Source organism: Pseudomonas sp. NFPP04 (assembly GCF_900113815.1).
Lineage (GTDB): Bacteria > Pseudomonadota > Gammaproteobacteria > Pseudomonadales > Pseudomonadaceae > Aquipseudomonas > Aquipseudomonas extremorientalis.
This window is the reverse complement of record NZ_FOQS01000001.1, coordinates 551,537-576,891: the sequence shown is the minus strand read 5'-3', so window position 1 is coordinate 576,891 and position 25,355 is coordinate 551,537. Positions and strand designations below refer to the sequence as shown.

Below are 25,355 nucleotides of genomic sequence, written 5' to 3'. Positions count from 1 at the left end.
TGCCGGCCCCCGGTTGGCTGCCGCTTACATTTCGACCTGGGTGCCCAGCTCGATCACGCGGTTTACCGGCAGTTTGAAGAAGCGCAGGTTGCCGTTGGCGTTCTTCAACATAAAAGCGAACAACGCTTCGCGCCAGCGGGCCATGCCTTTGATTCGCGAAGCGATCACCGTTTCGCGGCTGAGGAAGTAGGTGGTGCGCATCGGGCTGAAGTCCAGGCCATCCAGGTGACACAACTTCAGCGCTTCGGGCACGTCCGGCTCATCGGTGAAACCAAAGTGCAGGATCACGCGGAAGAAGCCTTCGCCGTAGGAATCCACCTCGAAACGCCGTGTGGCCGGTACGCGGGGAATATCCTCGTAGACCACCGTCAGCAGCACCACTTGCTCATGCAACACCTGGTTATGCAGCAGGTTGTGCAACAGCGCGTGGGGCACGGCGTCCGGACGCGCCGTGAGGAACACGGCGGTACCCTGCACGCGATGGGGCGGTTGCACGCGGATACTGCCGATAAAGATCGGCAGCGGCAGGCCGCCTTCGTCGAGGCGCTCAACCAGCAATTGCTTGCCGCGCTTCCAGGTGGTCATCAGCACGAACAGCACAATCCCCGCCAGCACCGGGAAAGCACCGCCCTGGATGATCTTCGGCACGTTGGCGGCAAAGTACAGCCCGTCGACCAGCAGGCAGCACACCAACACCGGCACGGCCAGGATCGGGGGCCATTTCCACAGCAGCAGCATCACCGCCGACACCAGGATGGTGGTCATCAGCATGGTGCCGGTCACCGCCACGCCGTAGGCCGATGCCAGTGCGTTGGAAGATTCGAAGCCGAGCACCAGCAGGATCACGCCGACCATCAACGACCAGTTCACCGCGCCGATGTAGATCTGGCCCTGTTCGGCGCTGGAGGTGTGCTGGATATGCATGCGTGGGATGTAACCCAACTGGATCGCCTGGCGCGTCAACGAGAACGCACCGGAAATCACCGCCTGGGATGCGATCACCGTAGCCAGGGTGGACAACACCACCAGCGGGATCAGTGCCCAGCTCGGGGCCAGCAGGTAGAACGGGTTGCGCGCGGCTTCCGGATCGCCCAGCAGCATCGCACCCTGGCCGAAGTAATTGAGCACCAGCGCCGGCAGCACCAGCATGAACCAGGCCCGGGCGATGGGTTTGCGCCCGAAGTGGCCCATGTCGGCATACAGCGCTTCGGCGCCGGTCAGTGCCAGCACCACCGCGCCAAGGATGGCCACGCCAATGCCGGGGTGAGCCTCGAAGAAGCGCACGGCCCATATCGGGTTCAGCGCACTGAGCACTTCAGGGTGCAGGGTGATGCCATACACACCGAGGCCACCCAGCACCAGGAACCAGGTCACCATCACCGGCCCGAACAACTTGCCGATGTGATCGGTGCCGTGCTTCTGGATCAGGAACAGCGCCACCAGCACCACCAGGGCGATGGGCACGACCCATTTCTCCAGGCCGTCGAACGCCAGTTCCAGGCCTTCAACGGCGGACAATACGGAAATGGCTGGGGTGATCATGCTGTCGCCATAGAACAGCGCCGCGCCACACAGGCCGCACACCACCAGGAAACTGCGCAGCTTCTTGCGCTCCCCTGCCGCCCGCCGTGCCAGAGCCGTAAGGGCCATGATGCCGCCCTCGCCCTGGTTGTCGGCGCGCAGCACGAACAGCATGTACTTGATCGAGACCACCCAGATCAGCGACCAGAAGATCAGCGCCAGGATCCCCAGCACGCCATCATGGTTGACCTGAACCCCATAACCGCCGTTGAACACCTCTTTGAGGGTGTACAGCGGGCTGGTCCCGATATCGCCGTAAACCACCCCGACCGCTGCCACCAGCATGCCAATCGGCTTGGCGTTTGACTGCTCGGCACCTGCTGCCTGACTACTCGCGTGACCCATCAACCACTCCTGCCCTTTGACCTGCGGTCTTTTATTAACAACGCGTCTAAGCTGACCCTAGCATGCGCCGTTTTACTTCTCGTAACAGACGTTTTGTTGACCTTAGGGTTTTACCTACGCACAACGGCGCGAAGCATAGCGCAGCACTCGTCGCATTTCCCTGCATAAAGCTGGTCAAGTGCGCTGCCCGTCGCTAGAATTGCGCACTTTTTGATCAGAGGCGCGCCAAGCGCCCGTCCGCAGCCCTGTCGTGCCCGATGGGCGGCGTCATTCAATACCGAGGTTAGACATGTCCACCACCATCGCAAAAGCCAACCCCAAGGTTGGCTTTGTTTCCCTGGGTTGCCCGAAGGCTCTGGTCGACTCCGAGCGCATCCTCACGCAACTGCGTATGGAAGGCTATGACGTTGTGTCCACCTACCAGGACGCTGACGTGGTGGTGGTCAACACCTGCGGCTTCATCGACTCGGCCAAGGCAGAGTCGCTGGAAGTGATTGGCGAGGCCATCAAGGAAAACGGCAAGGTCATCGTGACCGGCTGCATGGGCGTGGAAGAAGGCAATATCCGCAACGTGCACCCGAGCGTGCTGGCCGTGACCGGCCCGCAGCAGTACGAGCAGGTAGTCAACGCCGTGCACGAGGTGGTGCCACCGCGCCAGGACCACAACCCGCTGATCGACCTGGTACCGCCGCAAGGCATCAAGCTGACGCCGCGTCACTACGCTTACCTGAAGATTTCCGAAGGCTGCAACCACAGCTGCAGCTTCTGCATCATCCCGTCGATGCGCGGCAAGCTGGTCAGCCGTCCGGTCGGTGACGTACTCGACGAGGCCCAGCGCCTGGTCAAATCCGGCGTCAAAGAGCTGCTGGTGATCTCCCAGGACACCAGCGCCTACGGCGTCGACGTGAAATACCGCACCGGTTTCTGGAACGGCGCGCCGGTGAAAACCCGCATGACCGAACTGTGCGAAGCCTTGAGCAGCCTGGGTGTGTGGGTGCGCCTGCACTACGTCTACCCGTACCCGCACGTGGACGAGCTGATCCCGCTGATGGCCGCCGGCAAGATCCTGCCGTACCTGGACATCCCGTTCCAGCACGCCAGCCCGAAAGTGCTCAAAGCCATGAAACGCCCGGCCTTCGAAGACAAGACCCTGGCGCGCATCAAGAACTGGCGCGAGATCTGCCCGGAATTGATCATCCGTTCGACCTTCATCGTCGGTTTCCCCGGCGAAACCGAAGAAGACTTCCAGTACCTGCTGGACTGGCTGACCGAAGCCCAACTGGACCGCGTCGGCTGCTTCCAGTATTCGCCGGTGGAGGGCGCCCCGGCCAACCTGCTGGACCTGGCCGTGGTGCCGGACGACGTCAAGCAGGACCGTTGGGAGCGTTTCATGGCGCACCAGCAGGCCATCAGCTCGGCGCGCCTGCAACTGCGCATCGGCAAGGAAATCGAAGTGCTGATCGACGAAGTCGACGAGCAAGGCGCCGTTGGCCGCTGCTTCTTCGACGCACCGGAGATCGACGGTAACGTGTTTATCGACGATGCCAGCGGCCTGAAGCCGGGCGACAAGGTCTGGTGCACCGTGACCGATGCCGATGAATACGACCTGTGGGCTGAAAAGCGCGACTGATCGGCGTAAAAATTTGAAAAAGCCCTGCTTCTGGACAAGATGCGGGGCTTTTTTAGGTCTATCGTTTTGCCCATCAACGCCGATCATCGGCAAGGGGCAGCGGGCATGCGTCAGCATTCGGTTATCCACACACCTAAAACCAGCGACTACACCGAGTTGGCGCGGATCTGGGAGGCCTCGGTACGCGCCACCCATGACTTCCTGCCGGACAGTTACATCGAGTTGCTGAAAAACCTGGTGCTGACCCGCTATCTGGATGCCGTGATGCTGATCTGCACCAAGGACGCCCGTCAGCGCATCACCGGGTTTGCCGGGGTCGCGAGCGGCAAGGTGGAGATGCTCTTCATCGACCCGCAGCACCGGGGCCAGGGCCTCGGGCGGCAGTTACTGCGCTATGCCATCGAACACCTGAATGCCGACGAACTGGATGTCAACGAGCAGAATCCCCAGGCGCTGGGGTTCTACTTCAAACAAGGCTTCGAGGTGATCGGACGCACGGAGCATGACGGCCTGGGCCAGCCTTATCCGTTACTGCATATGCGTCTGGTAACGCCTGACACAATGGTGAACAACTGTGGGAGGGGGCTTGCCCGCGATAGCCGATCACCAGCCACTGGTTTCTTTGCTGATACACCGCCATCGGGGGCAAGCCTCCTCCCACATTCAGACCGGGTTGAGCCAAATAAGACCGCGCCCTGAAATGGAGCCGGGATTAACCGGCGCCAGGCAGGTACAATAGCCACCCCCTTTTGTTACGGCCCTTGTCATGACTGACCCCATACGCCTCTCCAAACGCCTCATCGAGCTGGTCGGTTGCTCCCGTCGGGAGGCTGAGCTGTTCATCGAAGGCGGCTGGGTCTCGGTGGACGGTGAAGTGATCGACGAACCGCAGTTCAAGGTCACCACCCAGAAGGTCGAACTCGACCCCGAGGCCAAGGCCACCGCGCCCGAGCCGGTGACCATCCTGCTGCACGCCCCGGCCGGCGTGGATGCCGAAACGGCCATGGCGTCGATCAGCGCCGAAACGCTCTCGGAAGAACACCGCTTCGGCAAGCGCCCGCTCAAGGGCCACTTCCTGCGCCTGACCGCCAGCGCCGACCTGCAGGCCAAGGCCAGCGGCCTGCTGGTGTTCACCCAGGACTGGAAGATCCTGCGCAAGTTGACCGCCGATGCCGCCAAGATCGAGCAGGAATACGTGGTGGAGGTTGAAGGCGACATGGTTGCCCACGGCCTCAACCGCCTGAACCACGGCCTGACCTATAAAGGCAAGGAACTGCCGGCCGTCAAAGCCAGCTGGCAGAACGAAAACCGCCTGCGCTTTGCGATGAAAAACCCGCAACCGGGAGTGATCGCACTGTTCTGCGAAGCGGTTGGCCTGAAAGTCATCGCCATTCGCCGTATCCGCATCGGTGGCGTGTCCATCGGCAAGGTGCCAGTCGGCCAATGGCGTTACCTGTCCGGCAAAGAGAAGTTCTAAGCCGCCGCACTTTTTCCGACACCGCCTGATTGGCGGTGTCCTCAGTTGAATACCAGGATTGCCCACCATGATTCACAACGACGTACTGCGCAGCGTGCGCTACATGCTCGACATCAGCGACAACAAGATGGTCGAGATCATCAAGCTCGGCGGCATGGACGTGACCAAGGACGACCTGCTCACCTACCTCAAGAAGGACGAGGAAGAAGGCTTCGTGTTCTGCCCGGACGACGTCATGGCGCATTTCCTCGATGGGCTGGTGATCTTCAAGCGCGGCAAGGACGAAAGCCGTCCGCCGCAGCCGATCGAAACGCCAGTGACGAACAACATCATCCTCAAGAAACTGCGTGTGGCCTTCGAACTGAAGGAAGACGACATGCACGCCATCCTCAAGGCCGCCGAGTTCCCGGTGTCCAAGCCGGAACTGAGCGCGCTGTTCCGCAAGTTCGGCCACACCAACTACCGTCCATGCGGCGACCAGTTGCTGCGTAACTTCCTCAAGGGCCTGACCCTGCGGGTTCGTGCGTAAGCCATGAGTTACCAGGTCTCGCCCGTCGGGTTCGTGCGCTCCTGTTTCAAGGAGAAGTTCGCCATTCCGCGCCAACCGCAGTTGGCGCCAGCCGCCCGTGGCATATTGGAGCTAGTGGCGCCGTTCGACAGCGGCGAGGCGGTGCAGGGCCTGGAGCAGGTCAGTCATGTGTGGCTGCTGTTTCTGTTCCACCAGGCCCTGGAAGACAAGCCACGCCTGAAAGTGCGCCCACCTCGCCTGGGCGGTAACACGTCCATGGGCGTGTTTGCCACCCGCGCAACCCATCGCCCCAACGGCATCGGCCAATCAGTGGTGAAGCTGGACAAGGTGGAACCGGGGCGCCTGTGGATTTCCGGGATCGATTTGCTGGATGGCACGCCGGTCCTGGATATCAAGCCGTATGTGCCGTATGCCGACATTGTCGACACGGCCACCAACAGCATCGCCAGCGCAGCGCCGCAGCTGATCCCCGTGCAGTGGCTGAAGACTGCGCTGCAACAGGCACAAGGGCATGCTCACCGCCTTGGCGAGCCCCTGGTGGAACTGATTGATCAGTGCCTGGCGCAGGATCCACGACCGGCGTATCAGGTGCCGGGACCGGAGCGCGAATACGGCGCGCAGTTCTGGGATGTGGATGTGCGTTGGCACTATCCCGAGGCGGGGGTGATTTGTGTGTTGGAAGTGCTACCGGCTGGATAAACCGAAAACCCAATGTGGGAGGGAGCTTGCCCCCGATAACAGTGTGTCAGCTACAGATGTATCAACTGACACGCACTCATCGGGGGCAAGCCCCCTCCCACATTTGGATACTCTGTGTTGCACAGCCAGCACATGGCCTGACTCTCTTACTTCTCGACGAACGCGCGCTCGATCAGGTAATCACCCGGCTCACGCATGCGTGGCGAAACCTTCAGGCCGAAGCTGTTCAGCACTTCGCTGGTTTCATCCAACATGCTTGGGCTGCCGCACAGCATGGCGCGGTCGTCCTCGGGGTTGATCGGGGGCAGGCCAATGTCGCTGAACAGCTTGCCGCTGCGCATCAGGTCGGTCAGGCGGCCTTCGTTCTCGAACGGCTCGCGGGTCACGGTCGGGTAATAGATCAGCTTGTCACGCAAGGCCTCGCCGAAGAATTCGTTCTGCGGCAGGTGCTCGGTGATGAATTCGCGGTAGGCGACTTCGTTGACGTAACGCACGCCGTGGCACAGGATCACCTTTTCGAAACGCTCGTAGGTTTCCGGGTCCTGGATCACGCTCATGAAGGGAGCAAGGCCGGTACCGGTGCTGAGCAGGTACAGGTGTTTGCCTGGCTTCAAATCGTCAAGCACCAGGGTGCCTGTCGGTTTTTTGCTGATGATGATCTCGTCGCCTTCCTTCAGGTGTTGCAATTGGGAAGTCAGCGGGCCATCAGGCACCTTGATGCTGAAGAACTCCAGGTGCTCTTCCCAGTTCGGGCTGGCAATGGAGTAGGCGCGCATGAGCGGGCGGCCGTTGGGCTGTTGCAGGCCGATCATCACGAACTGACCGTTCTCGAAGCGCAGGCCCGGATCGCGGGTGCACTTGAAGCTGAACAGAGTGTCGTTCCAGTGATGAACACTGAGGACACGCTCGTGGTTCATGTTGCTCATGTACGGGGGACTCCTGGAAATGGGTCTGCGCCAAATGTAGTTGCGCAATTGCACAGCATTCTAATGGCGGCGACAATATCTGTTAACTGGATTATTAAGATAAGGGTTATCGGTTATATCGATATGCGATTTACTCTCCGTCAACTGCAAGTCTTCGTCGCCGTCGCCCAGCAGGAGAGCGTCTCCCGCGCTGCTGGCCTTCTGGCCTTATCTCAATCCGCCGCCAGCACTTCCATTACCGAGCTGGAGCGTCAATCCAGCTGCCAATTGTTCGACCGTGCAGGCAAACGCCTGAGCCTCAACGCGCTCGGTCATCAACTGTTGCCCCAGGCGGTAGCGCTGCTGGACCAGGCCAAGGAGATCGAAGATCTGCTCAACGGCAAGTCCGGCTTCGGCTCCCTGGCGGTCGGCGCCACCCTGACCATCGGCAACTACCTGGCCACCCTGCTGATCGGCAGCTTCATGCAGCAGCACCCCGAGAGCCAGGTGAAACTGCATGTGCAGAACACTGCACATATCGTGCACCAGGTTGCGCATTACGAAATTGACCTGGGTCTAATCGAAGGCGACTGCAGCCACCCGGATATCGAGGTGCAAACCTGGGTGGAAGATGAACTGGTGGTGTTTTGCGCGCCGCAGCATCACCTGGCCAAGCGTGGTATGGCGAGCATGGATGAGTTGACCCACGAGGCGTGGATCCTGCGGGAGCAAGGCTCGGGCACACGCTTGACCTTCGACCAAGCCATGCGCCATCACCGCAGCGCGCTGAATATCCGCCTGGAGCTGGAACACACCGAGGCGATCAAGCGTGCGGTGGAATCGGGACTGGGGATTGGCTGTATTTCGCGGCTGGCGCTGCGCGACGCGTTTCGCCGCGGCAGCCTGGTGCCGGTGGAAACCCCGGACCTGGACTTGGCCCGGCAGTTCTACTTCATCTGGCATAAACAGAAGTACCAGACCTCGGCCATGCGCGAGTTCCTGGAGTTGTGCCGCGCCTTCACCGCCGGGGTTCAGCGCAGCGACGAGATCGTGTTGCCGAGCATTGCCTGAGGCTCAGATCAGGATGACGGCCCACACCAGGGTGATCATGGTCAGGGCCACGAATTGCGCAGCGCTGCCCATGTCCTTGGCGTTTTTCGACAGTGGGTGGCGGTCCAGGGAGATGCGGTCGATCGCCGCCTCTACCGCTGAATTGAGCAACTCGACGATCAACGCCAGCAGGCACACGGCGATCAACAACGCTCGCTCGACCCGGCTGACATTCAGGAAGAAGCTCACCGGGATCAGGATCACGTTGAGCAACACCAACTGACGGAACGCCGCCTCGCCGGTGAACGCCGCGCGCAGGCCATCCAGGGAATATCCCCCAGCATTGAAGATACGTTTGATACCGGTTTGACCCTTGAAAGGCGACATAGATGTAGGCAACTGAACCAAAGAAGTGGGGAAACTAGATCACGCAAAGTCAAAAAAGCGTGAATCGGTAACAAGCTAGTGCTGCGAAATTGACTCAAGTTGTTGCAAGAGCAGCGCCGCCTGGGTGCGTGTACGTACGCCCAACTTGCGGAAAATCGCCGTCACATGCGCCTTGATCGTCGCTTCCGAGACGCTCAGCTCATAGGCAATCTGCTTGTTCAACAGGCCTTCGCAGACCATGGTGAGCACCCGGAACTGCTGGGGCGTCAGGCTGGCGAGGCCATCACGGGCAGCCTTGGCTTCGTCGGACACGTTGATTTGTTCAAAAGCCTGCGGCGGCCAGGACACGTCGCCATCCAACACTGTGCGCACGGCTTTCTGGATATCTTCCATCGCACTGGACTTGGGAATGAAACCGCTCGCGCCGAACTCCTTGGAGCGCACGACCACGTCGGCTTCTTCCTGGGCCGAGACCATCACTACGGGGATCTGCGGGTATTGGCCGCGCAACAGCACCAGCCCGGAGAAACCGTAGGCGCCCGGCATGTTCAGGTCGAGCAGCACCAGGTCCCAGTCGGACTTTTCGGTGAGGCGGGCTTCCAACTCGGCAATGCTGGCCACTTCAACCAGGCGCACGTCCGGGCCGAGGCCCAGGGTCACGGCCTGGTGCAACGCACTGCGAAACAGCGGGTGGTCATCGGCTATCAGGATTTCGTATGTGGCCATTGATTAAATGATCCTGTTTTCAGGGGTGCCCTGATCGGCGCCCAGCATGCCCAGCGTAGCCTGGAGGGTCAAGCACTACGCCCGTGGGCATTTTAGCGGGTTGCGGGTGCGTGGTGCCATCATGCAAACGTCGTCTGGTTATGCCGTCGGAATATAGGGCGCAAGGCGCGTATGCACAGTGTCCGCAGGATCCAGCGGCATCTGGAACTTGGCGGCCAGGTAATGGGTGCTGAAGACATCCAGATAGGCGTCCAGGACTTCACTGGCTGCCAGATCATCGGCCAGCTCAAGGCACAGGGCAGCGACTTCAGCGGTACAGAAATGGTCGTCGCGCTTGGAGCGGCGCAATTTGTAGCGCGACAGCTGTTCCGGCGCCAGGCTGAGTACCGGCAAATGCTCCAGGTAGGGGCTTTTGCGGAACATCTTGCGCGCTTCACTCCAGGTACCGTCCAACAGGATGAACAGCGGGCGCTTGCCCTCCTCCACCTTCACTTCACTCACAACGCGCTCGGGCACGACGAATTCGCCGGGGAACACGATATAGGGCTGCCAATGCGGATCGGCCAGCAAGGTGAGCAGTTCAGGGTCGACCTCAGTGCGCGACCAGGCGAATGCCGTGGTGTCCTGGATGACATCGGCGATCAACCAACCGGTGTTGCTGGGTTTCATCGGCTCAACGTCATGCATCAGCAGGCACATGGCGGAGCGCGCTTCGACCTTGGGCCGCCAGGCGCATAGGCAGTATTCGGGGATGACTCGGCAGCCAGGGCAGCGTTCGGCACGCGAGCCACGATTGAGAAACGGCCGCACGGCACGGGCCAGGCGCTGGGTGCGCAGGCGGGAAACGGCGTGGCTCATCGGCTGTGCCGTAGGGACGGGTAAATCGACACGGTGAAAACTCGTGGAAGGCGGAAGTGGCGGCAGTTTACCAGCGATACGCCTGGCTGTAGTGGCAACGGCTCACCTATAATTGCGCGCCACTGAACGCACAGCGCAGTGGCTGGTCTATGCACCAGTAACCGAATCAGGAGAGTTTCATGCTGCGTTCCATGCTGCGTCTTGTCGCCCCATCCGTCGCCCTCGCGCTGGTATTGCCCGTGTGCGCCCAGGCGGCCTCGCTGCTGGAGGCCCAAATGAACCGGAAGCTGCAAAGCGTCGCGGCCGAAAGCAACAAGGACCTGCCCCGGGAAATCGACGAAAAAACCCTGGAAGTGGCCTACACCGTGGAAGGCATGCAACTGATCGATCACCTGAGCGTCCTGCCTGACCGCGCCGAACAAATGCGCGCCAACCCCAAGGCGGTGTATTTCCAGCTGGGCCAGAGCGTGTGCCTGAACAAGGGCTACCGCGAGCTGATGGCCAAGGGCGCAGTGATGCGTTACGAAATCACCGAGAACAAGACCAACCGTCCTGTGGCCTCGGTGAAATTCATCGAAGCGGATTGCCCGGCACCGGCGGCGGCAAAGAAGAAAAAGTAACAGCATGGCCTTCGCGCGCTGCCGTCCGGTGGCGCGTACTCCCCCGCTTCAACGTCCTGCCAACGGCTAAACTCCCTGATGAGTGACCAATAAGCGGTTGCCAGCCAAGGGTTTTGCGGCCCATGATCAAGTCATCCCGACCATTCATTCACAGCACTTTTCATGCTGTTCTGTAATATTTTCAGGGCAAAAGAAGGTTGCCCCCTGCGGCAAGCTACGACACATGCAGTGTCGTCGCCTCCGGCGAACGGCTCGTCGGCCACCCGGGCCCTGCAATAAGGAGAAGTTGAATGCCTTACGAACCGAATGAGCGCCTGCTTCGGCACTTTGAAGAAAACGGTGCTGACCTCACGCAGCAGGTCGACGCTCAACTCCAGCTGATCGCTCCCAACAGCCCGAATATTCCCCTGTATCGCGACATGATCCTCACCGTGCTGCGCATGGCCCAGGACGACCGCAATCGCTGGAACGCCAAGATCACCCTGCAAGCCATCCGTGAACTGGACAATGCCTTCCGCGTGCTCGAACAGTTCAAGGGCCGCCGCAAAGTGACGGTATTCGGCTCGGCCCGTACTCCGGTGGAAAGCCCGCTGTACGCCCTGGCCCGCGAAGTCGGCGCTGCGCTGGCACGCTCTGACTTGATGGTGATCACCGGCGGTGGTGGCGGCATCATGGCGGCGGCCCACGAAGGCGCGGGCCTGGAACACAGCCTGGGGTTCAACATCACCCTGCCGTTTGAACAGCATGCCAACCCGACCATTGATGGCACCGAGAACCTGCTGTCCTTCCACTTCTTCTTTACCCGCAAGCTGTTCTTCGTCAAGGAGGCCGATGCGCTGGTACTGTGCCCAGGCGGTTTCGGCACCCTGGATGAAGCGCTGGAAGTACTGACCCTGATCCAGACCGGCAAGAGCCCATTGGTGCCGGTGGTGTTGCTGGACGCGCCCGGCAGCGGGTTCTGGCAAGGCGCCCTGGACTTTATCCGCAGTCAGTTGGAAGCCAACCGCTACATCCTGCCTACCGATCTCAAGCTGATACGCCTGGTGTACAGCGCCGAAGAGGCCGTGGAAGAGATCAACCAATTTTATGCCAACTTCCACTCCACCCGCTGGTTGAAGCGTGAGTTTGTGGTGCGTATGCATCACCCTCTCAGCGATGGGGCATTGACTCATTTGCAGACTGAATTTGCCAGCCTGCGGTTGAGCGGAGAGTTTCAACAGCTCGCGTACACCGGCGAGGAACATGATGAGCCACGGTTCAGCCATTTGACGCGGCTGGTGTTCAACTTCAATGGCCGCGATCAGGGCCGGCTGCGGGAGTTGGTGGATTACATCAACCTGCCGGAGAACTGGGCGCAGGCTCAGGGGAAGGCGCAGCAGCGGGTTACGCCGGAGCCGGCTTGATTTTTTGAGGGCAAAAAAAAAGACCCACTATTTTCATAGTGGGTCTTTTTGGTGGTGTTTCAGGTGGAGTGGAGGCGAGGCATTTGGGGCTGCTGCGCAGCCCAACGCGGGGCAAGCCCGCTCGCCACAACAAGCTCGCTCGCCACAGCAAGCCCGCTCACCACAACAAGCCAGCTCACCACAACAAGCCAGCTCGCCACAACAAGCCCGCTCACCCCAACAAGCCAGCTCGCCATAGAAGTCTGCTCATCAATGCGGCCAGCATAGCAAGGTGTTCAGTCGTCCATATCCCGACCACTCAACAAGCGGCTTATCATTTCCATCGAAAACCCGCGATAACTCAGGAAGCGACCTTGCTTCGCACGCTCCCTGGCATCAATCGGAAGATGGCCAGCGAACTTGCGTCGCCAGGTGTCTTCCAACTGCACCTGCCAACTGATGCCGCACTCACGTAGGGCAAGGTCGATATCAGCTCGCTGCAGGCCACGCTGGCTCAGCTCTTCGCGAATACGCGCCGGGCCGTAGCCTGACCGGGCTCGATAGGAGACAAAACTTTCAAGGTAACGGGATTCGGAAAGCAGCCCCTCTTCCGTCAAGCGGTCGAGGGCGGTTTCGATCATCTCGGGCTCCGCGCCGCGCTGACGCAGTTTACGCGTCAGCTCGACTCGACCATGCTCGCGGCGAGCGAGCAGGTCCATTGCGGTGCGCCGAACGGCGACGAGTGTATCCAGTACAACGGTCATCGTTTGCTTCAGATATCAGTGTCAGCTTCTTCCACTTCTTCAACCGGCTCGCGGTTGGCGGCAGCTTTCACGTCTGGTGCTGCGGTCAGCAGCTTGTCGCGAATCTGCTTCTCAAGCGTGGCGGCGATGTCCGGGTTATCCGCCAGGAACTTGGCCGAGTTGGCCTTGCCTTGGCCGATCTTGCTGCCGTTGTAGGCATACCAGGCACCGGATTTCTCGACGAAACCGTGCAGTACGCCCAAGTCGATCATCTCGCCGTTCAGGTAGATACCCTTGCCATAGAGAATCTGGAACTCGGCCTGACGGAAAGGCGGAGCCACTTTGTTCTTCACGACCTTGACGCGGGTTTCGCTACCCACAACCTCGTCACCTTCTTTCACCGCGCCGGTACGGCGGATGTCCAGACGGACCGAAGCGTAGAACTTCAGCGCGTTACCACCGGTGGTGGTTTCCGGGCTGCCGAACATCACACCGATCTTCATACGGATCTGGTTGATGAAGATCACCAGGCAGTTGGCATTCTTGATGTTACCGGTGATTTTACGCAGCGCCTGGGACATCAGACGGGCTTGCAGGCCCACGTGCATGTCACCCATCTCGCCTTCGATTTCAGCCTTGGGTACCAGGGCTGCCACGGAGTCGACCACGATCACGTCGATGGCGTTGGAGCGCACCAGCATGTCAGTGATTTCCAGGGCCTGCTCACCGGTGTCCGGCTGGGAAACCAGCAGGTCGTCGACGTTGACGCCCAGCTTGCCGGCGTATTCAGGATCCAGGGCGTGCTCGGCATCGACGAAGGCGCAGGTGGCGCCCATTTTCTGTGCCTGGGCAATCACCGACAGGGTCAGGGTGGTTTTACCAGAAGATTCAGGACCGTAGATTTCAACGATACGGCCTTTTGGCAGGCCGCCAATGCCGAGCGCGATGTCCAGACCCAGAGAGCCAGTGGAAATAGCCGGGATCGCCTGACGGTCGTGATCGCCCATACGCATTACGGCACCCTTGCCGAATTGACGTTCGATCTGACCCAGGGCCGCAGCCAAGGCTTTCTTCTTGTTGTCGTCCATTAAAGTCCTCACGTAATCAATAAGGCCTGGTCGGCCAACACCTGTATAAGTAGACAGTATTGTTCCACAAAGATCAGAGATCGCCTACCCCTGATTTTCTATTTCTGCTGCAGCTCGTCGCAACAAGCCCTCTAGCGCGGCCTTTACCGTTTGTCGGCGGACCTCATCGCGGTTGCCGGTGAAGTGCTCAAGCTCGGCCGTGATCTCTTCGCCCACGCCAAACGCCAGCCATACGGTGCCGACCGGTTTGTCTGGCGAACCACCGTCCGGCCCTGCCACACCACTGACGGCGACAGCAAACCGCGCCAGGCTTTTTTCCTGGGCGCCACGAACCATTGCCTCCACCACTTCCTGGCTGACCGCCCCGACTTTTGCAAACAATGTCTCCGGCACATTCAATTGCCGGGTCTTCTGCCGATTGGAATAGGTGACATAGCCCGCCTCGAACCAGGCCGAGCTGCCCGGAATTCGCGTGATGGCCTCCGCGATACCGCCGCCGGTGCAGGACTCGGCCGTGGTGACATGGGCGTTGAGCACCTGCAGGCGGCGGCCCAGTTCGGCAGCCAGTTGAGTGATTTCCTTCACGGTCGTCTCCAGTCGTGGGCGGGGGTTCGCCTACCCTACAGGAGACAATCTCACACGCAAGTGACGGACTGTCTCAAGACACTAACGGGCGACGGCGCGCACATACGCCTGGCAGGCGCGCAAGGCAATCAGGGCGCTGTCGCCGTCGTCGGTGATGCGGATAATTCGCTGAGCATGCGCTGGGTCAAGTCGGGCTCGCGGGGCTGCATGAACCACGCTGCCGGCGGCGGTGGCGGCCGGCATTGGACAGCCACTGGAAGCGTCGAGAAGGACTGACAGCCGCACATCAGCAGTAGCCAGGCGATCACGCAAAGCTGCTTGAGTACGTTGGGCATCGCTCAACTCCCGCGCATGTTGTTGGTCGATGGCACTGAGCTGTTGCTCAAGGGCCAGCCGTCTGTCTTGTTCGGCCTGCTGTAGATGCAGGGCTTTCTGGGTCTGTGCGGCCGACAAGCGTTCAATCTGTGCCCCGTACCGCCACGCCTGCACCTGCCAGACAACGACCACCAGCACGCATACGCCAATCGCAACTAAGAAACGCATAACACCGCCTTCGCCCGCGCCCACAGCTGCAAACGATCCTCCAGGCCATTGAGCCCGCCGTTGATGCGCCGGGTGATGGTGGTGAACTGGTCCTTGTCGGCGAGTTCATTCAAGCCATTGCTTTGCCAGAACCAGGCGGCGGATTCACAGGCCCATTGCGGTTGCTCCAGCAGCTCGGGTTGTTGCAGCAAGCGTTCGTCGCCAAACAGGGCCTGGCTGCAGGCCAGGTAGTTGCGGCGACCGGTGATCTGGATCAGACCCCGGCCCCGGTACTTCTGGCCGTCGCCGTCCGCTTCGGGGGTATTGCCCAGGCGCGCAGCCAGTGTGCCGGTGTCGTACTTGCTCAAATAAGTATCGCTGCCGAGTTCGCGCACGTAGTGCAGTTCGCCGGACTCGTGGCCGATCTGCGCGAGAAAAGCAGCAGCGCGCAATACGCTGTTGATTTCGTACCGAGCAAAAGTCGCATTCAGCGCGGTTGAAAAAAGGCCCGCCATACGGCGAGCGCCTGGCATGATTTGAATCAATTGAGGCTGCGTTATCAACACCACAGTCACCTTGAAAGCCCCCCTAGGTAGACAAACCAACGTCCGTGTTGGAACTGCGATAGGCACTGACCATCCCAGTCAGGTGCAACGAACTCGCGCCCCCCCCTGTGATTAAGAAGATCACCCAGGCATGCCAATCCGCCAGGTAGTCCTTGTGCCACCAACTGGCGATCACCGCCCCAACGAGGCCCGCGATCAATAATTCGAACCTGTCGATCTTGTCGAGCAGGCGCTGTAGATACTCCATGCGCTCGACTCCGTGGGGCATGTTTGAAATAGGTCAGCCCCAGCAGCACTCCCAGCTCGGAGCGATGTGTGTGGAGGAGCCGAAAACGGAAAGGCCCCGCACGATGGCGAGGCCTTGGATAGTTGCGCGGCCTATGCCGCGCGGTATTGCCTAAAAGCCCAGTACGAGATCAGGGCTATGTCCTTCAGCGCGGCCTATGCAACGGTACCGTCTGCGTTCAGGGTGTCCCACGACAGTTTGGTTGGCAGAACGTAGTTCTGAATGTTGTAGATATAGACACCAAGCCCAGCCGGTACGGCCAAATCGTTGTAGGCGAGGACGTTTGGGGCAACTTCCTGCAGAACACTATCGTCCCGATCTTTGACGGTAGGAACCTTTGGCCCAAAAGCCATGGTGCCGGCACCGTAGAAAGATCGAAGGATGACGCCATTCACATTATCTGCTGGAGAGATCAGCACTGTGATGGGATTAGTCATCCCGTTGATGGTCTGGTTTTTGAATTTTTTACCAAGTTCGCGTACAGGCATTTCTGTTCACCTATTAAGTCGAATGAATTGTCGCGGAGGATTCCGCTTTCATGTCGCTCAAAGGCGATGGGAGAGGTTCATGACCTTCTGGTTGGTGGGCCCGAGAAACTACTACTTACGGCAGCAGGTCGTAGGTCACATAAGCAGTACCGCCGCCATTCTGAGTCATTGCTACCCACAGGCCCTGACCGGCAGGGATGGTCACAGAGAACGGGAGAGTGGAAGAACCGCCAACGGCGGACAAGATAACGGGCACGTTTGTCACCCAGCGCCCTTCCGGAATGGTCGTGCCTGTACTAATAAATCCATTCCCGACGGGGCTGATCATCGTAGCTGTTCGAACTACCGCGCCATTGACGTTCTGCGCCGGAGTAAAAACTGCCTCTGCGTAGCTTGTTGCGATCGATTTGAAACGGCTGCCGATTTGTACTGGTTCCATATCTTCACCTATTGAGTCGACTGATTGTTCGCGGAAGATTCCGCATTCATGTCGCTCAAAGGCGATTGCTCGAGGCTCATGGCCTTCACATGATTCAACGTGCCGCATCGGGGACACTTGATCTGGAGCTCTGTAAACCCACCCGTACGGGCGAGAAGTCGGTTGCAGTTACCGCATCTGAATTCTTTCAACATCTGCAAATTCCTTTTACTGAACCACCTTTTCCGTGTGATTGAGTAGAAAGCGGCGTTACATTCGCCGCCCTCTCACACCCACCTACATACAGGTCCGTAGACGGCGGCATGCCTGCGGGATTTTTGAGCAGAGACCGTCCGAGGTAGAAGTTCTGGGTAAAGGATACAAACCAAGTGTCGTAATCCGTTTCCGCACCGTTGAGCACGGAAGGTGCCGCGACAATCGCAGTGGGCAGGTCGCATTGCTCGGGCGGCAGGCCCCAGCGGTTATCCAGAGCCAGGTCCATCAATTGACTGGCCAGATCGCAGGCATCAAACGGTGCCGAGCCGCCGGCGACCATGACCTTGAGTGAAACCGACAAGGCGTGCGCCTTGCGCCCGGCAAGGGAGCGAACGCCCGGGCCATTGCGATCCACGCTGATCAAAATGCCCGTTTTATCGCCCGCTCCAGAAAAGTCATGATGATTACCAACCCGCAGCTGTGGGAACGCACTCTTCAGTGCGTCCCCAATCGCCACAGGCAGTTGGGAAGGTTTTTCGAGAAGTGTCATCTGCTTGCATCCTTGCAGCGCTTACTGCTGATCCGGGCGAGAGTTCGGGGCCTGGTTGACCCCGATGCGCTTGGCGGCCCAGCGTTCATAAAGGCCGATGGCCACGTCCGCACCGGCCATGGCGGTGAGGCAACCAATGGCCCCGGCGGTCCAGATCGACATGCCGGCGGCGTAGCACAGCATCAAGGCCGAGACCCCGCAGACCATGCACGCCCCGGACCGCAGGGCCAGGCGCCGGATCAACGACCAACCGCGGGCGCCCTCCTTGTCGGCGCGCCACATTTCGCCGGACACCCCGCCGATCAGGGCCAGTACGATCACCAGCCAGATAGGCATTTCCGCTAACGCTTGCTGCTCGTTTGTCATGTCACGCCTCCTGGCTGAGCACTACCGGCGCCGGGCCGGCTCTTGGGTAAATCCATTTCGTAGGTAGGCATTCCAAAAAGCCCGGTTGCCCGGGCTTTTCAGTAATGCGGTCCATATTCGATCTTTCGGCGCTACTGGCGCGGTACGGATCTTTCCTTGATGTTTTTCCGACCACGATCCCTGTCTGCCGGATAACTGCTTCTGGTGCTTTACGCTGCACACCCGGGTCAGTTGCCAACCCTCTGAACCGTTATGAGGCCGGTTCATCGCTGCCTGTGTTGGTCATGCTTTGAAACTAAAGAGCGTCGGCATCCTTGCCGGTATTGCCTGACATCCCTGCCATCGCTCAGATGGCGTCCTTGCCGGTGTTGCGTGCCTTCCTTGTCTTTCCTGGCAGCATCCTTGCCGCCTCCACCAAGCCTTGTTTGGCTGGCTTGAGATGAAGAATAGATATGTATGCATATACAGTCAATGCACAAATGCATTTATTTTTACCAAATAAATGCATTGGCGCATTTACAGCCTTGTAGGACGGGGGTTTGGCGATTTTCTGCAGACGGAAAAAAGCCCGCTCGTTGGCGGGCGTTGTCTTACGCGGGAAGGTTAACGGGCGTACATACCCCACCAGAACACATGACCCAGAATGCTGATCTGCTCATCCTGGATTTCCTGGAAGCTGTAGTCCTCATCCGGGTGCTCATCGCGGTTGAAACTGCGCAGGCGGATCCCTGAAGGCAGGCGATAGAGCTGTTTCACGCGCAATTGGCCGTTGTGATTGATGGCATACAAGTCACCATCGACGATATCGCCGATGCCACTCTTGCCCGCGTTCACCCCGACCGTCGCACCGTCGCGCAGCACCGGCAACATGCTGTTGCCGCGCACCGTCACGCACTTGGCCTGGTCGAACTGCACACCGTTATGCCGCAGGCTGCGCTTGCCGAACCGCAGGCTGGCCTTCTCGCTTTCCTCGATGACGAATCTTCCTGATCCAGCAGCCAATTCAACCTCGCGCAGAAAGGGGATCGACACCTCGTCATCATTGACGGGCGTGTCGTCGTCCCACAGGCTTATGTCCTTGAGTTCCGAATGCATCGGGTCGCGCGCGTCATCGCGCAACGCGCCCATCGCCGCGCGCCCGCGCAGGTAATCGGTACTGACACGGAAGTACTCGGCGATACGGGAGATGTGCTTGTCCGACGGATCAACGATCTTGCCGCTGAGAATCCGGGACAACGTGGATTGTGGCACGCCGGTGCGCCGGTAAAGCTCCGTGGGGGAGATCCGGTCGCGGTCCAGCAGTTCTCTTAAAACGATAGAAACGTTGCGTTTTTGCATAACGAGGATAGTGACGGGAGTTTTTTGGCTTGGCAAATGCTAATTTGCATTTTTTATGCATACTATCACGCACTATGACAATCAGAACCTCCGTCCACGCCTCCCGCGCCGAGTACGCCCGGCGCATGAACCGCGTACTCAACTACATCGACACCCACCTGGAGACCCCCTTGGAGGGTGCCCGGTTGGCCGATATCGCCAACTTTTCGCGCTTCCATTTTCATCGGATTTTCGCGGCGTGGATGGGCGAGACATTGGGCAGTTATGTCCGCCGGCGGCGACTGGAGAAGGCGGCGTTCCGCCTGTCCTGCGGCAACCACGAAACCATACTGGAAACAGCATTGGCCAGCGGTTTCAACTCGGGCGAAGCATTCGCACGGGCTTTCAAAATACAGTTTGGCTGCACGCCATCAGAGTGGCGCACCAACACACCGCAGCGACTGGCAGCGCAGGCGGCTGCCATCGGCCCGCGCCCGGGTGCGCAGCAGAGCAATCCTGATCAGGTCTTCGGCAATGCCCATCAGGCACATGAGCGTACGTTCGACGACGCTGGGCTCTCTTCTCCTTCAACGAAAGAGCCCACCATGGACGTACGCATCATTGATTTACCCAAGGTACGCGTTGCCTACCAACGCCTGATCGGCCCCTATGGCCCCGCAATCGGCCACTTCTGGCGCGGGACCATGGCGCCGTGGATGCACTCCAATGGCCTCGGCGATGAACGGTGTTACGGCATAGGGTATGACGACCCATCCATCACGCCCCCGAACAAGTGCCGCTACGATGCTTGCGTTGAAGTGCCAGCCTCTTTTGTGACCAGCGCCCAGGCAGACACCCAGACCCTGCCGGGCGGCCGCTATGCCGTAGCGAGCTTCAAAGGGAAAACAGAAAAAATAGCCGATGCCTGGATGTGGCTGACGCGAGAATGGATGCCTTCCAGCGGTCTGCAATGCGATGACCGACCATGTTTCGAGATGTTCTTTGCGGCAACCGCAACCGATTCTGACACCGGTGAGTTCATCTGCGACATCTGCATCCCTGTGCGGTCGCTGTAATACAAAGGCATGAAAGATACCGGCGGCGCGTTTACTTGCAGTTAAGTAAATGCAGCGCCGGCTTTTGCGTTTTACCTATCCGTTTGCGACCTGCGAAGCTCCGACCTCGCATGTTAACCTTGCGCCCATCGCAAAATCGCAGGGCGGAATGCCCCACATTTGCCCCACTCCTTTCAACGAATTTGCCTACGACCAATGAGTAAAACCACTTCAGACCTGTCCTCCCACACCCCGATGATGCAGCAGTACTGGCGCCTCAAGAACCAGCACCCTGATCAGTTGATGTTCTACCGCATGGGCGACTTCTACGAGATCTTCTACGAAGACGCGAAGAAGGCCGCCAAGCTGCTGGACATCACCCTGACCGCGCGCGGGCAATCGGCGGGGCAGTCGATTCCGATGTGTGGGATTCCTTACCATTCGTTGGAGGGTTACCTGGTCAAGCTGGTGAAGCTGGGCGAGTCGGTGGTGATCTGTGAGCAGATCGGCGACCCGGCGACCAGCAAGGGGCCGGTTGAACGCCAGGTGGTGCGAATTATTACGCCGGGAACGGTGAGTGATGAGGCGCTGCTGGATGAGCGTCGCGATAACCTGATTGCCGCCGTGTTGGGCGATGAGCGTCTGTTTGGCCTGTCGGTACTGGATATCACCAGCGGCAACTTCAGCGTGTTGGAGATCAAGGGCTGGGAGAACCTGCTGGCGGAGCTGGAACGCACCAACCCAGTGGAGCTGTTGATCCCGGATGATTGGCCAAAGGATCTGCCGGCAGAAAAACGTCGTGGGGCCAAGCGCCGTGCGCCGTGGGATTTCGAGCGTGATTCGGCGCTGAAAAGTCTGTGCCAGCAGTTCTCCGTACAGGACCTCAAAGGCTTCGGGTGCGAGACCCTGACCCTGGCCATCGGCGCCGCCGGTTGCCTGCTTGGCTACGCCAAGGAAACCCAACGCACCGCCCTGCCGCACTTGCGCAGCCTGCGTCATGAGCGTCTGGACGATACCGTGGTGCTCGATGGCGCCAGCCGTCGCAACCTGGAGTTGGATACCAACCTGGCCGGTGGTCGCGATAACACCTTGCAATCGGTGGTCGACCGCTGCCAGACGGCCATGGGCAGCCGCCTGCTGACCCGCTGGCTGAACCGTCCGCTGCGGGACCTGACAGTGCTGCAAGCACGCCAGACGTCCATTACCTGCCTGCTGGACGGCTATCGCTTTGAAAAGCTGCAGCCACAGTTGAAGGAAATCGGCGATATCGAGCGCATCCTGGCGCGGATCGGCCTGCGTAACGCACGACCCCGTGACCTGGCGCGCCTGCGCGATGCCCTCGGTGCCCTGCCGCAACTGCAGGTGGCGATGACCGAGCTGGATACGCCGCACCTGCAACAGCTTGCAACTACAGCCGGGACTTACCCGGAGCTGGCGGCCTTGCTGGAAAAAGCCATCATCGACAACCCGCCGGCGATCATCCGTGACGGCGGCGTACTCAAGACCGGTTACGACAGCGAACTGGACGAACTGCAGTCCCTGAGCGAAAACGCCGGGCAGTTCCTGATCGACCTGGAAGCCCGCGAAAAAGCCCGCACCGGTCTGGCCAACCTGAAAGTCGGCTACAACCGTGTGCATGGCTACTTTATTGAGTTGCCCAGCAAGCAGGCCGAATCGGCGCCGATCGATTATCAACGTCGCCAGACCCTCAAAGGCGCCGAACGGTTTATCACCCCGGAGCTGAAAGAATTCGAAGACAAGGCACTGTCGGCCAAGAGCCGCGCCCTGGCTCGAGAGAAGATGCTCTATGAGAATCTGCTGGAGGACTTGATCAGCCAATTGGCACCGCTGCAGGACACTGCCGCAGCGCTGGCCGAACTGGACGTGCTGAGCAACCTCGCCGAGCGTGCGCTGAACCTTGATCTGAACTGCCCGCGTTTTGTCAGCGAGCCGTGCATGCGCATCGTGCAAGGTCGTCACCCGGTTGTAGAACAGGTGCTGACCACGCCGTTCGTTGCCAACGACCTGTCCCTGGACGACGATACCCGTATGTTGGTGATCACCGGTCCGAACATGGGCGGTAAATCCACCTACATGCGTCAGACCGCTTTGATCGTGCTGTTGGCGCATATCGGCAGCTTTGTGCCGGCGGCCAGTTGCGAGCTGTCCCTGGTGGACCGCATTTTCACCCGGATCGGCTCCAGCGATGACCTGGCCGGTGGGCGCTCGACCTTTATGGTGGAAATGAGCGAAACCGCCAACATCCTGCATAACGCTACCGAACGCAGCCTGGTGCTGATGGACGAAGTGGGTCGCGGCACCAGCACCTTCGACGGTTTGTCCCTGGCCTGGGCGGCAGCCGAACGCCTGGCGCACCTGCGTGCCTACACGCTGTTTGCCACGCACTATTTCGAGCTGACGGTGTTGCCGGAAAGCGAGCCGCTGGTAGCCAACGTGCACCTGAACGCCACTGAGCACAACGAGCGCATCGTGTTCCTGCACCACGTGCTGCCAGGGCCCGCCAGCCAGAGCTACGGCCTGGCCGTGGCGCAACTGGCGGGGGTGCCGAACGATGTGATCACCCGCGCTCGCGAGCACCTCAGCCGCCTGGAAACCACGGCCCTGCCCCATGAGACGGTGGTCGCCAGCCCAGCCAAAGCCGCCAGCAAACCGGCTGCGCCGCACCAGAGCGACATGTTTGCCAGCCTGCCCCATCCGGTGCTGGATGAATTGGCTAAGCTTGACTTGGATGGCTTGACGCCGCGAAAAGCGCTCGAAATGTTATATGCACTGCAAGTTCGGATATAACGCAGACGCTTGCAAGCTGGTAGACTCTCGCGCGGTTTGGGATGCTGCAGGCTATTAGCCTGGCCTGCAGACTATCGCTCCCAAACCTCGCGAGCCCTGCCACAAAGGGTTTCGCTGCCGCCGCCTGAGGAGAAAATTAGAAATGACCTTCGTCGTTACCGACAACTGCATCAAGTGCAAGTACACCGACTGCGTCGAAGTGTGTCCGGTGGACTGCTTCTACGAAGGCCCGAACTTCCTGGTTATCCACCCGGATGAGTGCATCGATTGCGCCCTGTGTGAACCTGAATGCCCGGCCGTCGCTATTTTCTCCGAGGATGAAGTCCCGGCGGAGATGCAGGAATTCATTCAGTTGAACGTCGAGCTGGCGGAAGTCTGGCCGAACATCACTGAGCGCAAAGATCCGATGCCGGATGCAGCGGAGTGGGATGGCAAAAAAGGTAAGATTGCACACCTCGAACGCTGATAGCGTCGCCCCATCCAAAAGGCCCCTTGCGGGCCTTTTTGCGTTTCTAGGTGGCCGGTTTCTCTTTCCTACAGGCAAAAAAAAGGGGCGGTATGACCCGCCCACATTTTTTCCCTAGTCCCTGTATTCCTTTTCATCATCCTGATGAATCGCATCCTGCGACGTTCCTTCAACCATCGTTCCTTGATGGCCGTGCCAATCCGTGGACACAGGGCTGATCTTAAAGAGTTCCAAAGGAAGTTCAACGGGATCCTACCCATGAACTGACATGCAATCGCCCTGAATACGGAATAATTAATTGTTAATTTTCAATTGGTTAGAAAAAAGCTTCGAAGAAAACCGACGTCCGTGGAAGGTAAAAAAACCAAACACTTACGAAAAAGTAAGCAAATGCTTACACGACCAACTGCGTGATTGAGAAACAAACACACCTTGACCATCTTCCAGACATGAAAAAGCCCCGACACGTCGGGGCTTTTTTCCCTTCAACCGCCTCAGTCGTCGCTGACGGTGATGGTCGGCATGGCTGGCGTGGCTGCTTCCTGCAGGACGATCCGCGCACCTACATGACGCGCCAGCTCCTGATAGATCATGGCGATCTGGCTGTCCGGTTCAGCCACGACGGTAGGCTTGCCACCATCCGCCTGCTCGCGGATGAGCATCGACAGCGGCAACGAGGCCAACAGTTCCACGCCGTACTGAGTGGCCAGCTTCTCGCCGCCGCCTTCGCCGAACAGATGCTCGGCATGACCACAGTTGGAGCAGATGTGCACCGCCATGTTCTCCACGACGCCCAGCACCGGGATGTTGACCTTGCGGAACATCTCTACACCTTTCTTCGCGTCGAGCAGCGCCAGGTCCTGGGGCGTGGTAACAATCACCGAGCCGGCCACCGGGACTTTTTGCGCCAGGGTCAACTGGATATCGCCGGTGCCTGGCGGCATATCGATCACCAAGTAGTCCAGGTCGCCCCAGGCGGTCTGGGTAACCAGCTGCAGCAAAGCGCCGGAGACCATCGGGCCGCGCCAGACCATCGGCGTGTTGTCATCGGTGAGGAAGGCCATGGACATTACTTCCACGCCCAGGGACTCGATCGGCACGAACCACTTCTGGTCCTTGACCTTCGGCCGTGTGCCTTCGGCGATGCCGAACATCACGCCCTGGCTCGGGCCGTAGATATCCGCATCGAGAATGCCCACGCGCGCACCTTCGCGGGCCAGGGCCAGGGCCAGGTTGGCCGCCGTGGTGGATTTACCCACGCCGCCCTTGCCGGACGCCACGGCCACTACGTTCTTGACGTTGGCCAGGCCAGGGATCTGTGCCTGGGCCTTGTGCGCGGCGATCACGCACTGGATGTCGACCTTGGCCGAGCGCACGCCGTCGAGGCCTTCAATGGCCATTTGCAGCATCTGTGCCCAACCGCTCTTGAACAGACCAGCTGCATAGCCCAGTTCCAATTGGACCGACACCTGGTCACCCTGGACGTCGATGGCGCGTACACAGCCGGCACTGACCGGGTCCTGGTTCAAATAAGGGTCGGTGTACTGGCGAAGCACGGCTTCCACCGCTGCGCGATTGACGGCGCTCATGGGCTACTCCCGAAAAAGACTGACTGAAACAGGCGGCTATCCTAACCGTTCCAGCGGCGTTACGGCATGCTTTCGCAGGTTGGGAAGATTCTGAAACAGCACC

27 protein-coding genes and 2 pseudogenes are annotated in these 25,355 nt (G+C 59.7%); 11 read left to right on the top strand and 18 right to left on the bottom strand.

What is annotated here, in order from left to right:
* Positions 1–24: 24 nt before the first annotated feature.
* Positions 25–1,926 (bottom strand): potassium transporter Kup, encoded by a 1,902-nt coding sequence (locus BM017_RS02680; protein WP_071488750.1) that lies wholly within the window; start codon positions 1,924–1,926, stop codon positions 25–27.
* Positions 1,927–2,215: 289 nt separating this feature from the next.
* Between BM017_RS02680 and rimO the strand changes: the two genes are divergently transcribed.
* The 5 genes and pseudogenes from rimO to tsaA all read left to right on the top strand — a co-directional run bounded on the left by rimO (position 2,216) and on the right by tsaA (position 6,261).
* Positions 2,216–3,556, top strand: coding sequence for a 30S ribosomal protein S12 methylthiotransferase RimO (rimO, locus tag BM017_RS02675; protein ID WP_003231334.1), 1,341 nt, complete (start codon positions 2,216–2,218; stop codon positions 3,554–3,556).
* 105 nt (positions 3,557–3,661) lie between these two features.
* Positions 3,662–4,102, top strand: a pseudogene (locus tag BM017_RS02670) (GNAT family N-acetyltransferase); the annotation flags it as partial.
* Between the two features lie 220 nt (positions 4,103–4,322).
* On the top strand, positions 4,323–5,033 hold the full coding sequence (locus BM017_RS02665; RefSeq protein WP_078047152.1) for an rRNA pseudouridine synthase: 711 nt from the start codon (positions 4,323–4,325) through the stop codon (positions 5,031–5,033).
* Positions 5,034–5,100: 67 nt separating this feature from the next.
* The gene (locus BM017_RS02660; protein ID WP_016977930.1) at positions 5,101–5,562 is read left to right on the top strand and encodes a YehS family protein; all 462 of its coding nucleotides are present in this window, start codon (positions 5,101–5,103) and stop codon (positions 5,560–5,562) included.
* A gap of 3 nt (positions 5,563–5,565) precedes the next feature.
* The gene (tsaA, locus tag BM017_RS02655; protein WP_092241081.1) at positions 5,566–6,261 is read left to right on the top strand and encodes a tRNA (N6-threonylcarbamoyladenosine(37)-N6)-methyltransferase TrmO; all 696 of its coding nucleotides are present in this window, start codon (positions 5,566–5,568) and stop codon (positions 6,259–6,261) included.
* Between the two features lie 146 nt (positions 6,262–6,407).
* On the opposite strand, the gene fpr is transcribed toward tsaA, so the two are convergent.
* Entirely contained in the window at positions 6,408–7,187 is a 780-nt protein-coding gene (fpr, locus tag BM017_RS02650) for a ferredoxin-NADP reductase (RefSeq protein WP_003189055.1), read from the bottom strand.
* A gap of 123 nt (positions 7,188–7,310) precedes the next feature.
* Between fpr and BM017_RS02645 the strand changes: the two genes are divergently transcribed.
* Positions 7,311–8,237 (top strand): LysR family transcriptional regulator, encoded by a 927-nt coding sequence (locus tag BM017_RS02645; RefSeq protein ID WP_093512263.1) that lies wholly within the window; start codon positions 7,311–7,313, stop codon positions 8,235–8,237.
* Between the two features lie 3 nt (positions 8,238–8,240).
* Here the strand turns inward: BM017_RS02645 and BM017_RS02640 are convergent, their stop codons facing one another.
* The 3 genes from BM017_RS02640 to BM017_RS02630 form a co-directional block, all read right to left on the bottom strand.
* Positions 8,241–8,603, bottom strand: a complete 363-nt coding sequence (locus BM017_RS02640; RefSeq protein ID WP_058423756.1) for a diacylglycerol kinase — start codon at positions 8,601–8,603, stop codon at positions 8,241–8,243.
* A gap of 75 nt (positions 8,604–8,678) precedes the next feature.
* A complete protein-coding gene (erdR, locus tag BM017_RS02635) occupies positions 8,679–9,329 on the bottom strand; it encodes a response regulator transcription factor ErdR (protein ID WP_071488746.1) in 651 nt (216 codons plus the stop codon).
* 138 nt (positions 9,330–9,467) lie between these two features.
* Positions 9,468–10,187, bottom strand: a complete 720-nt coding sequence (locus BM017_RS02630; RefSeq protein ID WP_071488745.1) for a tRNA-uridine aminocarboxypropyltransferase — start codon at positions 10,185–10,187, stop codon at positions 9,468–9,470.
* A gap of 179 nt (positions 10,188–10,366) precedes the next feature.
* Here BM017_RS02630 and BM017_RS02625 point away from each other — a divergent pair, with 179 nt between their 5' ends.
* Entirely contained in the window at positions 10,367–10,807 is a 441-nt protein-coding gene (locus BM017_RS02625; protein ID WP_071488744.1) for a PA3611 family quorum-sensing-regulated virulence factor, read from the top strand.
* A 290-nt stretch (positions 10,808–11,097) separates the two neighbouring features.
* Positions 11,098–12,210 carry an LOG family protein gene (locus tag BM017_RS02620; protein ID WP_092241077.1) on the top strand — a complete coding sequence of 371 codons (1,113 nt, stop codon included), beginning with the start codon at positions 11,098–11,100 and terminating at the stop codon, positions 12,208–12,210.
* Positions 12,211–12,485: 275 nt separating this feature from the next.
* Here BM017_RS02620 and recX read toward each other — a convergent pair whose 3' ends face one another.
* The 12 genes and pseudogenes from recX to BM017_RS02565 all read right to left on the bottom strand — a co-directional run bounded on the left by recX (position 12,486) and on the right by BM017_RS02565 (position 19,355).
* Positions 12,486–12,953: a recombination regulator RecX gene (recX, locus tag BM017_RS02615; protein ID WP_092241075.1), complete on the bottom strand. Its 468-nt coding sequence runs from the start codon at positions 12,951–12,953 to the stop codon at positions 12,486–12,488.
* Positions 12,954–12,961: 8 nt separating this feature from the next.
* On the bottom strand, positions 12,962–14,020 hold the full coding sequence (gene recA / locus BM017_RS02610) for a recombinase RecA (protein WP_003189042.1): 1,059 nt from the start codon (positions 14,018–14,020) through the stop codon (positions 12,962–12,964).
* A gap of 84 nt (positions 14,021–14,104) precedes the next feature.
* Entirely contained in the window at positions 14,105–14,605 is a 501-nt protein-coding gene (locus BM017_RS02605; RefSeq protein ID WP_071488741.1) for a CinA family protein, read from the bottom strand.
* Between the two features lie 81 nt (positions 14,606–14,686).
* Entirely contained in the window at positions 14,687–15,148 is a 462-nt protein-coding gene (locus BM017_RS02600; protein WP_092241073.1) for a lysis system i-spanin subunit Rz, read from the bottom strand.
* Entirely contained in the window at positions 15,136–15,693 is a 558-nt protein-coding gene (locus BM017_RS02595) for a glycoside hydrolase family 19 protein (protein ID WP_092241071.1), read from the bottom strand. The genes BM017_RS02600 and BM017_RS02595 overlap by 13 nt, the downstream gene beginning before the upstream one ends.
* A 58-nt stretch (positions 15,694–15,751) precedes the next feature.
* Positions 15,752–15,940, bottom strand: a pseudogene (locus BM017_RS02590) (MFS transporter); the annotation flags it as partial.
* A gap of 194 nt (positions 15,941–16,134) precedes the next feature.
* Positions 16,135–16,467 carry a hypothetical protein gene (locus BM017_RS02585; protein WP_058423763.1) on the bottom strand — a complete coding sequence of 111 codons (333 nt, stop codon included), beginning with the start codon at positions 16,465–16,467 and terminating at the stop codon, positions 16,135–16,137.
* A 115-nt stretch (positions 16,468–16,582) separates the two neighbouring features.
* Entirely contained in the window at positions 16,583–16,906 is a 324-nt protein-coding gene (locus BM017_RS28755) for a hypothetical protein (RefSeq protein WP_058423764.1), read from the bottom strand.
* 8 nt (positions 16,907–16,914) lie between these two features.
* Positions 16,915–17,100 (bottom strand): Com family DNA-binding transcriptional regulator, encoded by a 186-nt coding sequence (locus BM017_RS02580; RefSeq protein ID WP_058423765.1) that lies wholly within the window; start codon positions 17,098–17,100, stop codon positions 16,915–16,917.
* The gene (locus BM017_RS02575) at positions 17,094–17,651 is read right to left on the bottom strand and encodes a hypothetical protein (RefSeq protein WP_092241069.1); all 558 of its coding nucleotides are present in this window, start codon (positions 17,649–17,651) and stop codon (positions 17,094–17,096) included. Before BM017_RS02575 ends, BM017_RS02580 begins: the two co-directional genes overlap by 7 nt.
* A gap of 21 nt (positions 17,652–17,672) precedes the next feature.
* Positions 17,673–18,017 carry a phage holin family protein gene (locus BM017_RS02570; RefSeq protein WP_071488725.1) on the bottom strand — a complete coding sequence of 115 codons (345 nt, stop codon included), beginning with the start codon at positions 18,015–18,017 and terminating at the stop codon, positions 17,673–17,675.
* Between the two features lie 603 nt (positions 18,018–18,620).
* A complete protein-coding gene (locus BM017_RS02565; protein ID WP_092241067.1) occupies positions 18,621–19,355 on the bottom strand; it encodes a LexA family transcriptional regulator in 735 nt (244 codons plus the stop codon).
* Between the two features lie 125 nt (positions 19,356–19,480).
* Here BM017_RS02565 and BM017_RS02560 point away from each other — a divergent pair, with 125 nt between their 5' ends.
* From BM017_RS02560 to fdxA, 3 genes are all read left to right on the top strand, one after another.
* On the top strand, positions 19,481–20,410 hold the full coding sequence (locus tag BM017_RS02560; protein ID WP_218189847.1) for an AraC family transcriptional regulator: 930 nt from the start codon (positions 19,481–19,483) through the stop codon (positions 20,408–20,410).
* A 195-nt stretch (positions 20,411–20,605) separates the two neighbouring features.
* On the top strand, positions 20,606–23,197 hold the full coding sequence (mutS, locus tag BM017_RS02555) for a DNA mismatch repair protein MutS (protein WP_092241063.1): 2,592 nt from the start codon (positions 20,606–20,608) through the stop codon (positions 23,195–23,197).
* Positions 23,198–23,339: 142 nt separating this feature from the next.
* Complete coding sequence (gene fdxA, locus BM017_RS02550; RefSeq protein ID WP_071488721.1) at positions 23,340–23,663, top strand: ferredoxin FdxA; 324 nt, start codon at positions 23,340–23,342, stop codon at positions 23,661–23,663.
* Between the two features lie 494 nt (positions 23,664–24,157).
* Here the strand turns inward: fdxA and apbC are convergent, their stop codons facing one another.
* On the bottom strand, positions 24,158–25,252 hold the full coding sequence (apbC, locus tag BM017_RS02545; RefSeq protein WP_071488720.1) for an iron-sulfur cluster carrier protein ApbC: 1,095 nt from the start codon (positions 25,250–25,252) through the stop codon (positions 24,158–24,160).
* Between the last annotated feature and the right edge of the window lie 103 nt (positions 25,253–25,355).

Bases quoted from the DNA above. Each gene is read 5' to 3' on its own strand.
- BM017_RS02680 (WP_071488750.1), bottom strand. From the start codon at position 1,926: ATGGGTCACGCGAGTAGTCAGGCAGCAGGTGCCGAGCAGTCAAACGCC.
- rimO (WP_003231334.1), top strand. From the start codon at position 2,216: ATGTCCACCACCATCGCAAAAGCCAACCCCAAGGTTGGCTTTGTTTCC.
- BM017_RS02665 (WP_078047152.1), top strand. From the start codon at position 4,323: ATGACTGACCCCATACGCCTCTCCAAACGCCTCATCGAGCTGGTCGGT.
- BM017_RS02660 (WP_016977930.1), top strand. From the start codon at position 5,101: ATGATTCACAACGACGTACTGCGCAGCGTGCGCTACATGCTCGACATC.
- tsaA (WP_092241081.1), top strand. From the start codon at position 5,566: ATGAGTTACCAGGTCTCGCCCGTCGGGTTCGTGCGCTCCTGTTTCAAG.
- fpr (WP_003189055.1), bottom strand. From the start codon at position 7,187: ATGAGCAACATGAACCACGAGCGTGTCCTCAGTGTTCATCACTGGAAC.
- BM017_RS02645 (WP_093512263.1), top strand. From the start codon at position 7,311: ATGCGATTTACTCTCCGTCAACTGCAAGTCTTCGTCGCCGTCGCCCAG.
- BM017_RS02640 (WP_058423756.1), bottom strand. From the start codon at position 8,603: ATGTCGCCTTTCAAGGGTCAAACCGGTATCAAACGTATCTTCAATGCT.
- erdR (WP_071488746.1), bottom strand. From the start codon at position 9,329: ATGGCCACATACGAAATCCTGATAGCCGATGACCACCCGCTGTTTCGC.
- BM017_RS02630 (WP_071488745.1), bottom strand. From the start codon at position 10,187: ATGAGCCACGCCGTTTCCCGCCTGCGCACCCAGCGCCTGGCCCGTGCC.
- BM017_RS02625 (WP_071488744.1), top strand. From the start codon at position 10,367: ATGCTGCGTTCCATGCTGCGTCTTGTCGCCCCATCCGTCGCCCTCGCG.
- BM017_RS02620 (WP_092241077.1), top strand. From the start codon at position 11,098: ATGCCTTACGAACCGAATGAGCGCCTGCTTCGGCACTTTGAAGAAAAC.
- recX (WP_092241075.1), bottom strand. From the start codon at position 12,953: ATGACCGTTGTACTGGATACACTCGTCGCCGTTCGGCGCACCGCAATG.
- recA (WP_003189042.1), bottom strand. From the start codon at position 14,020: ATGGACGACAACAAGAAGAAAGCCTTGGCTGCGGCCCTGGGTCAGATC.
- BM017_RS02600 (WP_092241073.1), bottom strand. From the start codon at position 15,148: ATGCGTTTCTTAGTTGCGATTGGCGTATGCGTGCTGGTGGTCGTTGTC.
- BM017_RS02585 (WP_058423763.1), bottom strand. From the start codon at position 16,467: ATGCCTGTACGCGAACTTGGTAAAAAATTCAAAAACCAGACCATCAAC.
- BM017_RS28755 (WP_058423764.1), bottom strand. From the start codon at position 16,906: ATGGAACCAGTACAAATCGGCAGCCGTTTCAAATCGATCGCAACAAGC.
- BM017_RS02580 (WP_058423765.1), bottom strand. From the start codon at position 17,100: ATGTTGAAAGAATTCAGATGCGGTAACTGCAACCGACTTCTCGCCCGT.
- BM017_RS02575 (WP_092241069.1), bottom strand. From the start codon at position 17,651: ATGACACTTCTCGAAAAACCTTCCCAACTGCCTGTGGCGATTGGGGAC.
- BM017_RS02570 (WP_071488725.1), bottom strand. From the start codon at position 18,017: ATGACAAACGAGCAGCAAGCGTTAGCGGAAATGCCTATCTGGCTGGTG.
- BM017_RS02565 (WP_092241067.1), bottom strand. From the start codon at position 19,355: ATGCAAAAACGCAACGTTTCTATCGTTTTAAGAGAACTGCTGGACCGC.
- BM017_RS02560 (WP_218189847.1), top strand. From the start codon at position 19,481: ATGAACCGCGTACTCAACTACATCGACACCCACCTGGAGACCCCCTTG.
- mutS (WP_092241063.1), top strand. From the start codon at position 20,606: ATGAGTAAAACCACTTCAGACCTGTCCTCCCACACCCCGATGATGCAG.
- fdxA (WP_071488721.1), top strand. From the start codon at position 23,340: ATGACCTTCGTCGTTACCGACAACTGCATCAAGTGCAAGTACACCGAC.
- apbC (WP_071488720.1), bottom strand. From the start codon at position 25,252: ATGAGCGCCGTCAATCGCGCAGCGGTGGAAGCCGTGCTTCGCCAGTAC.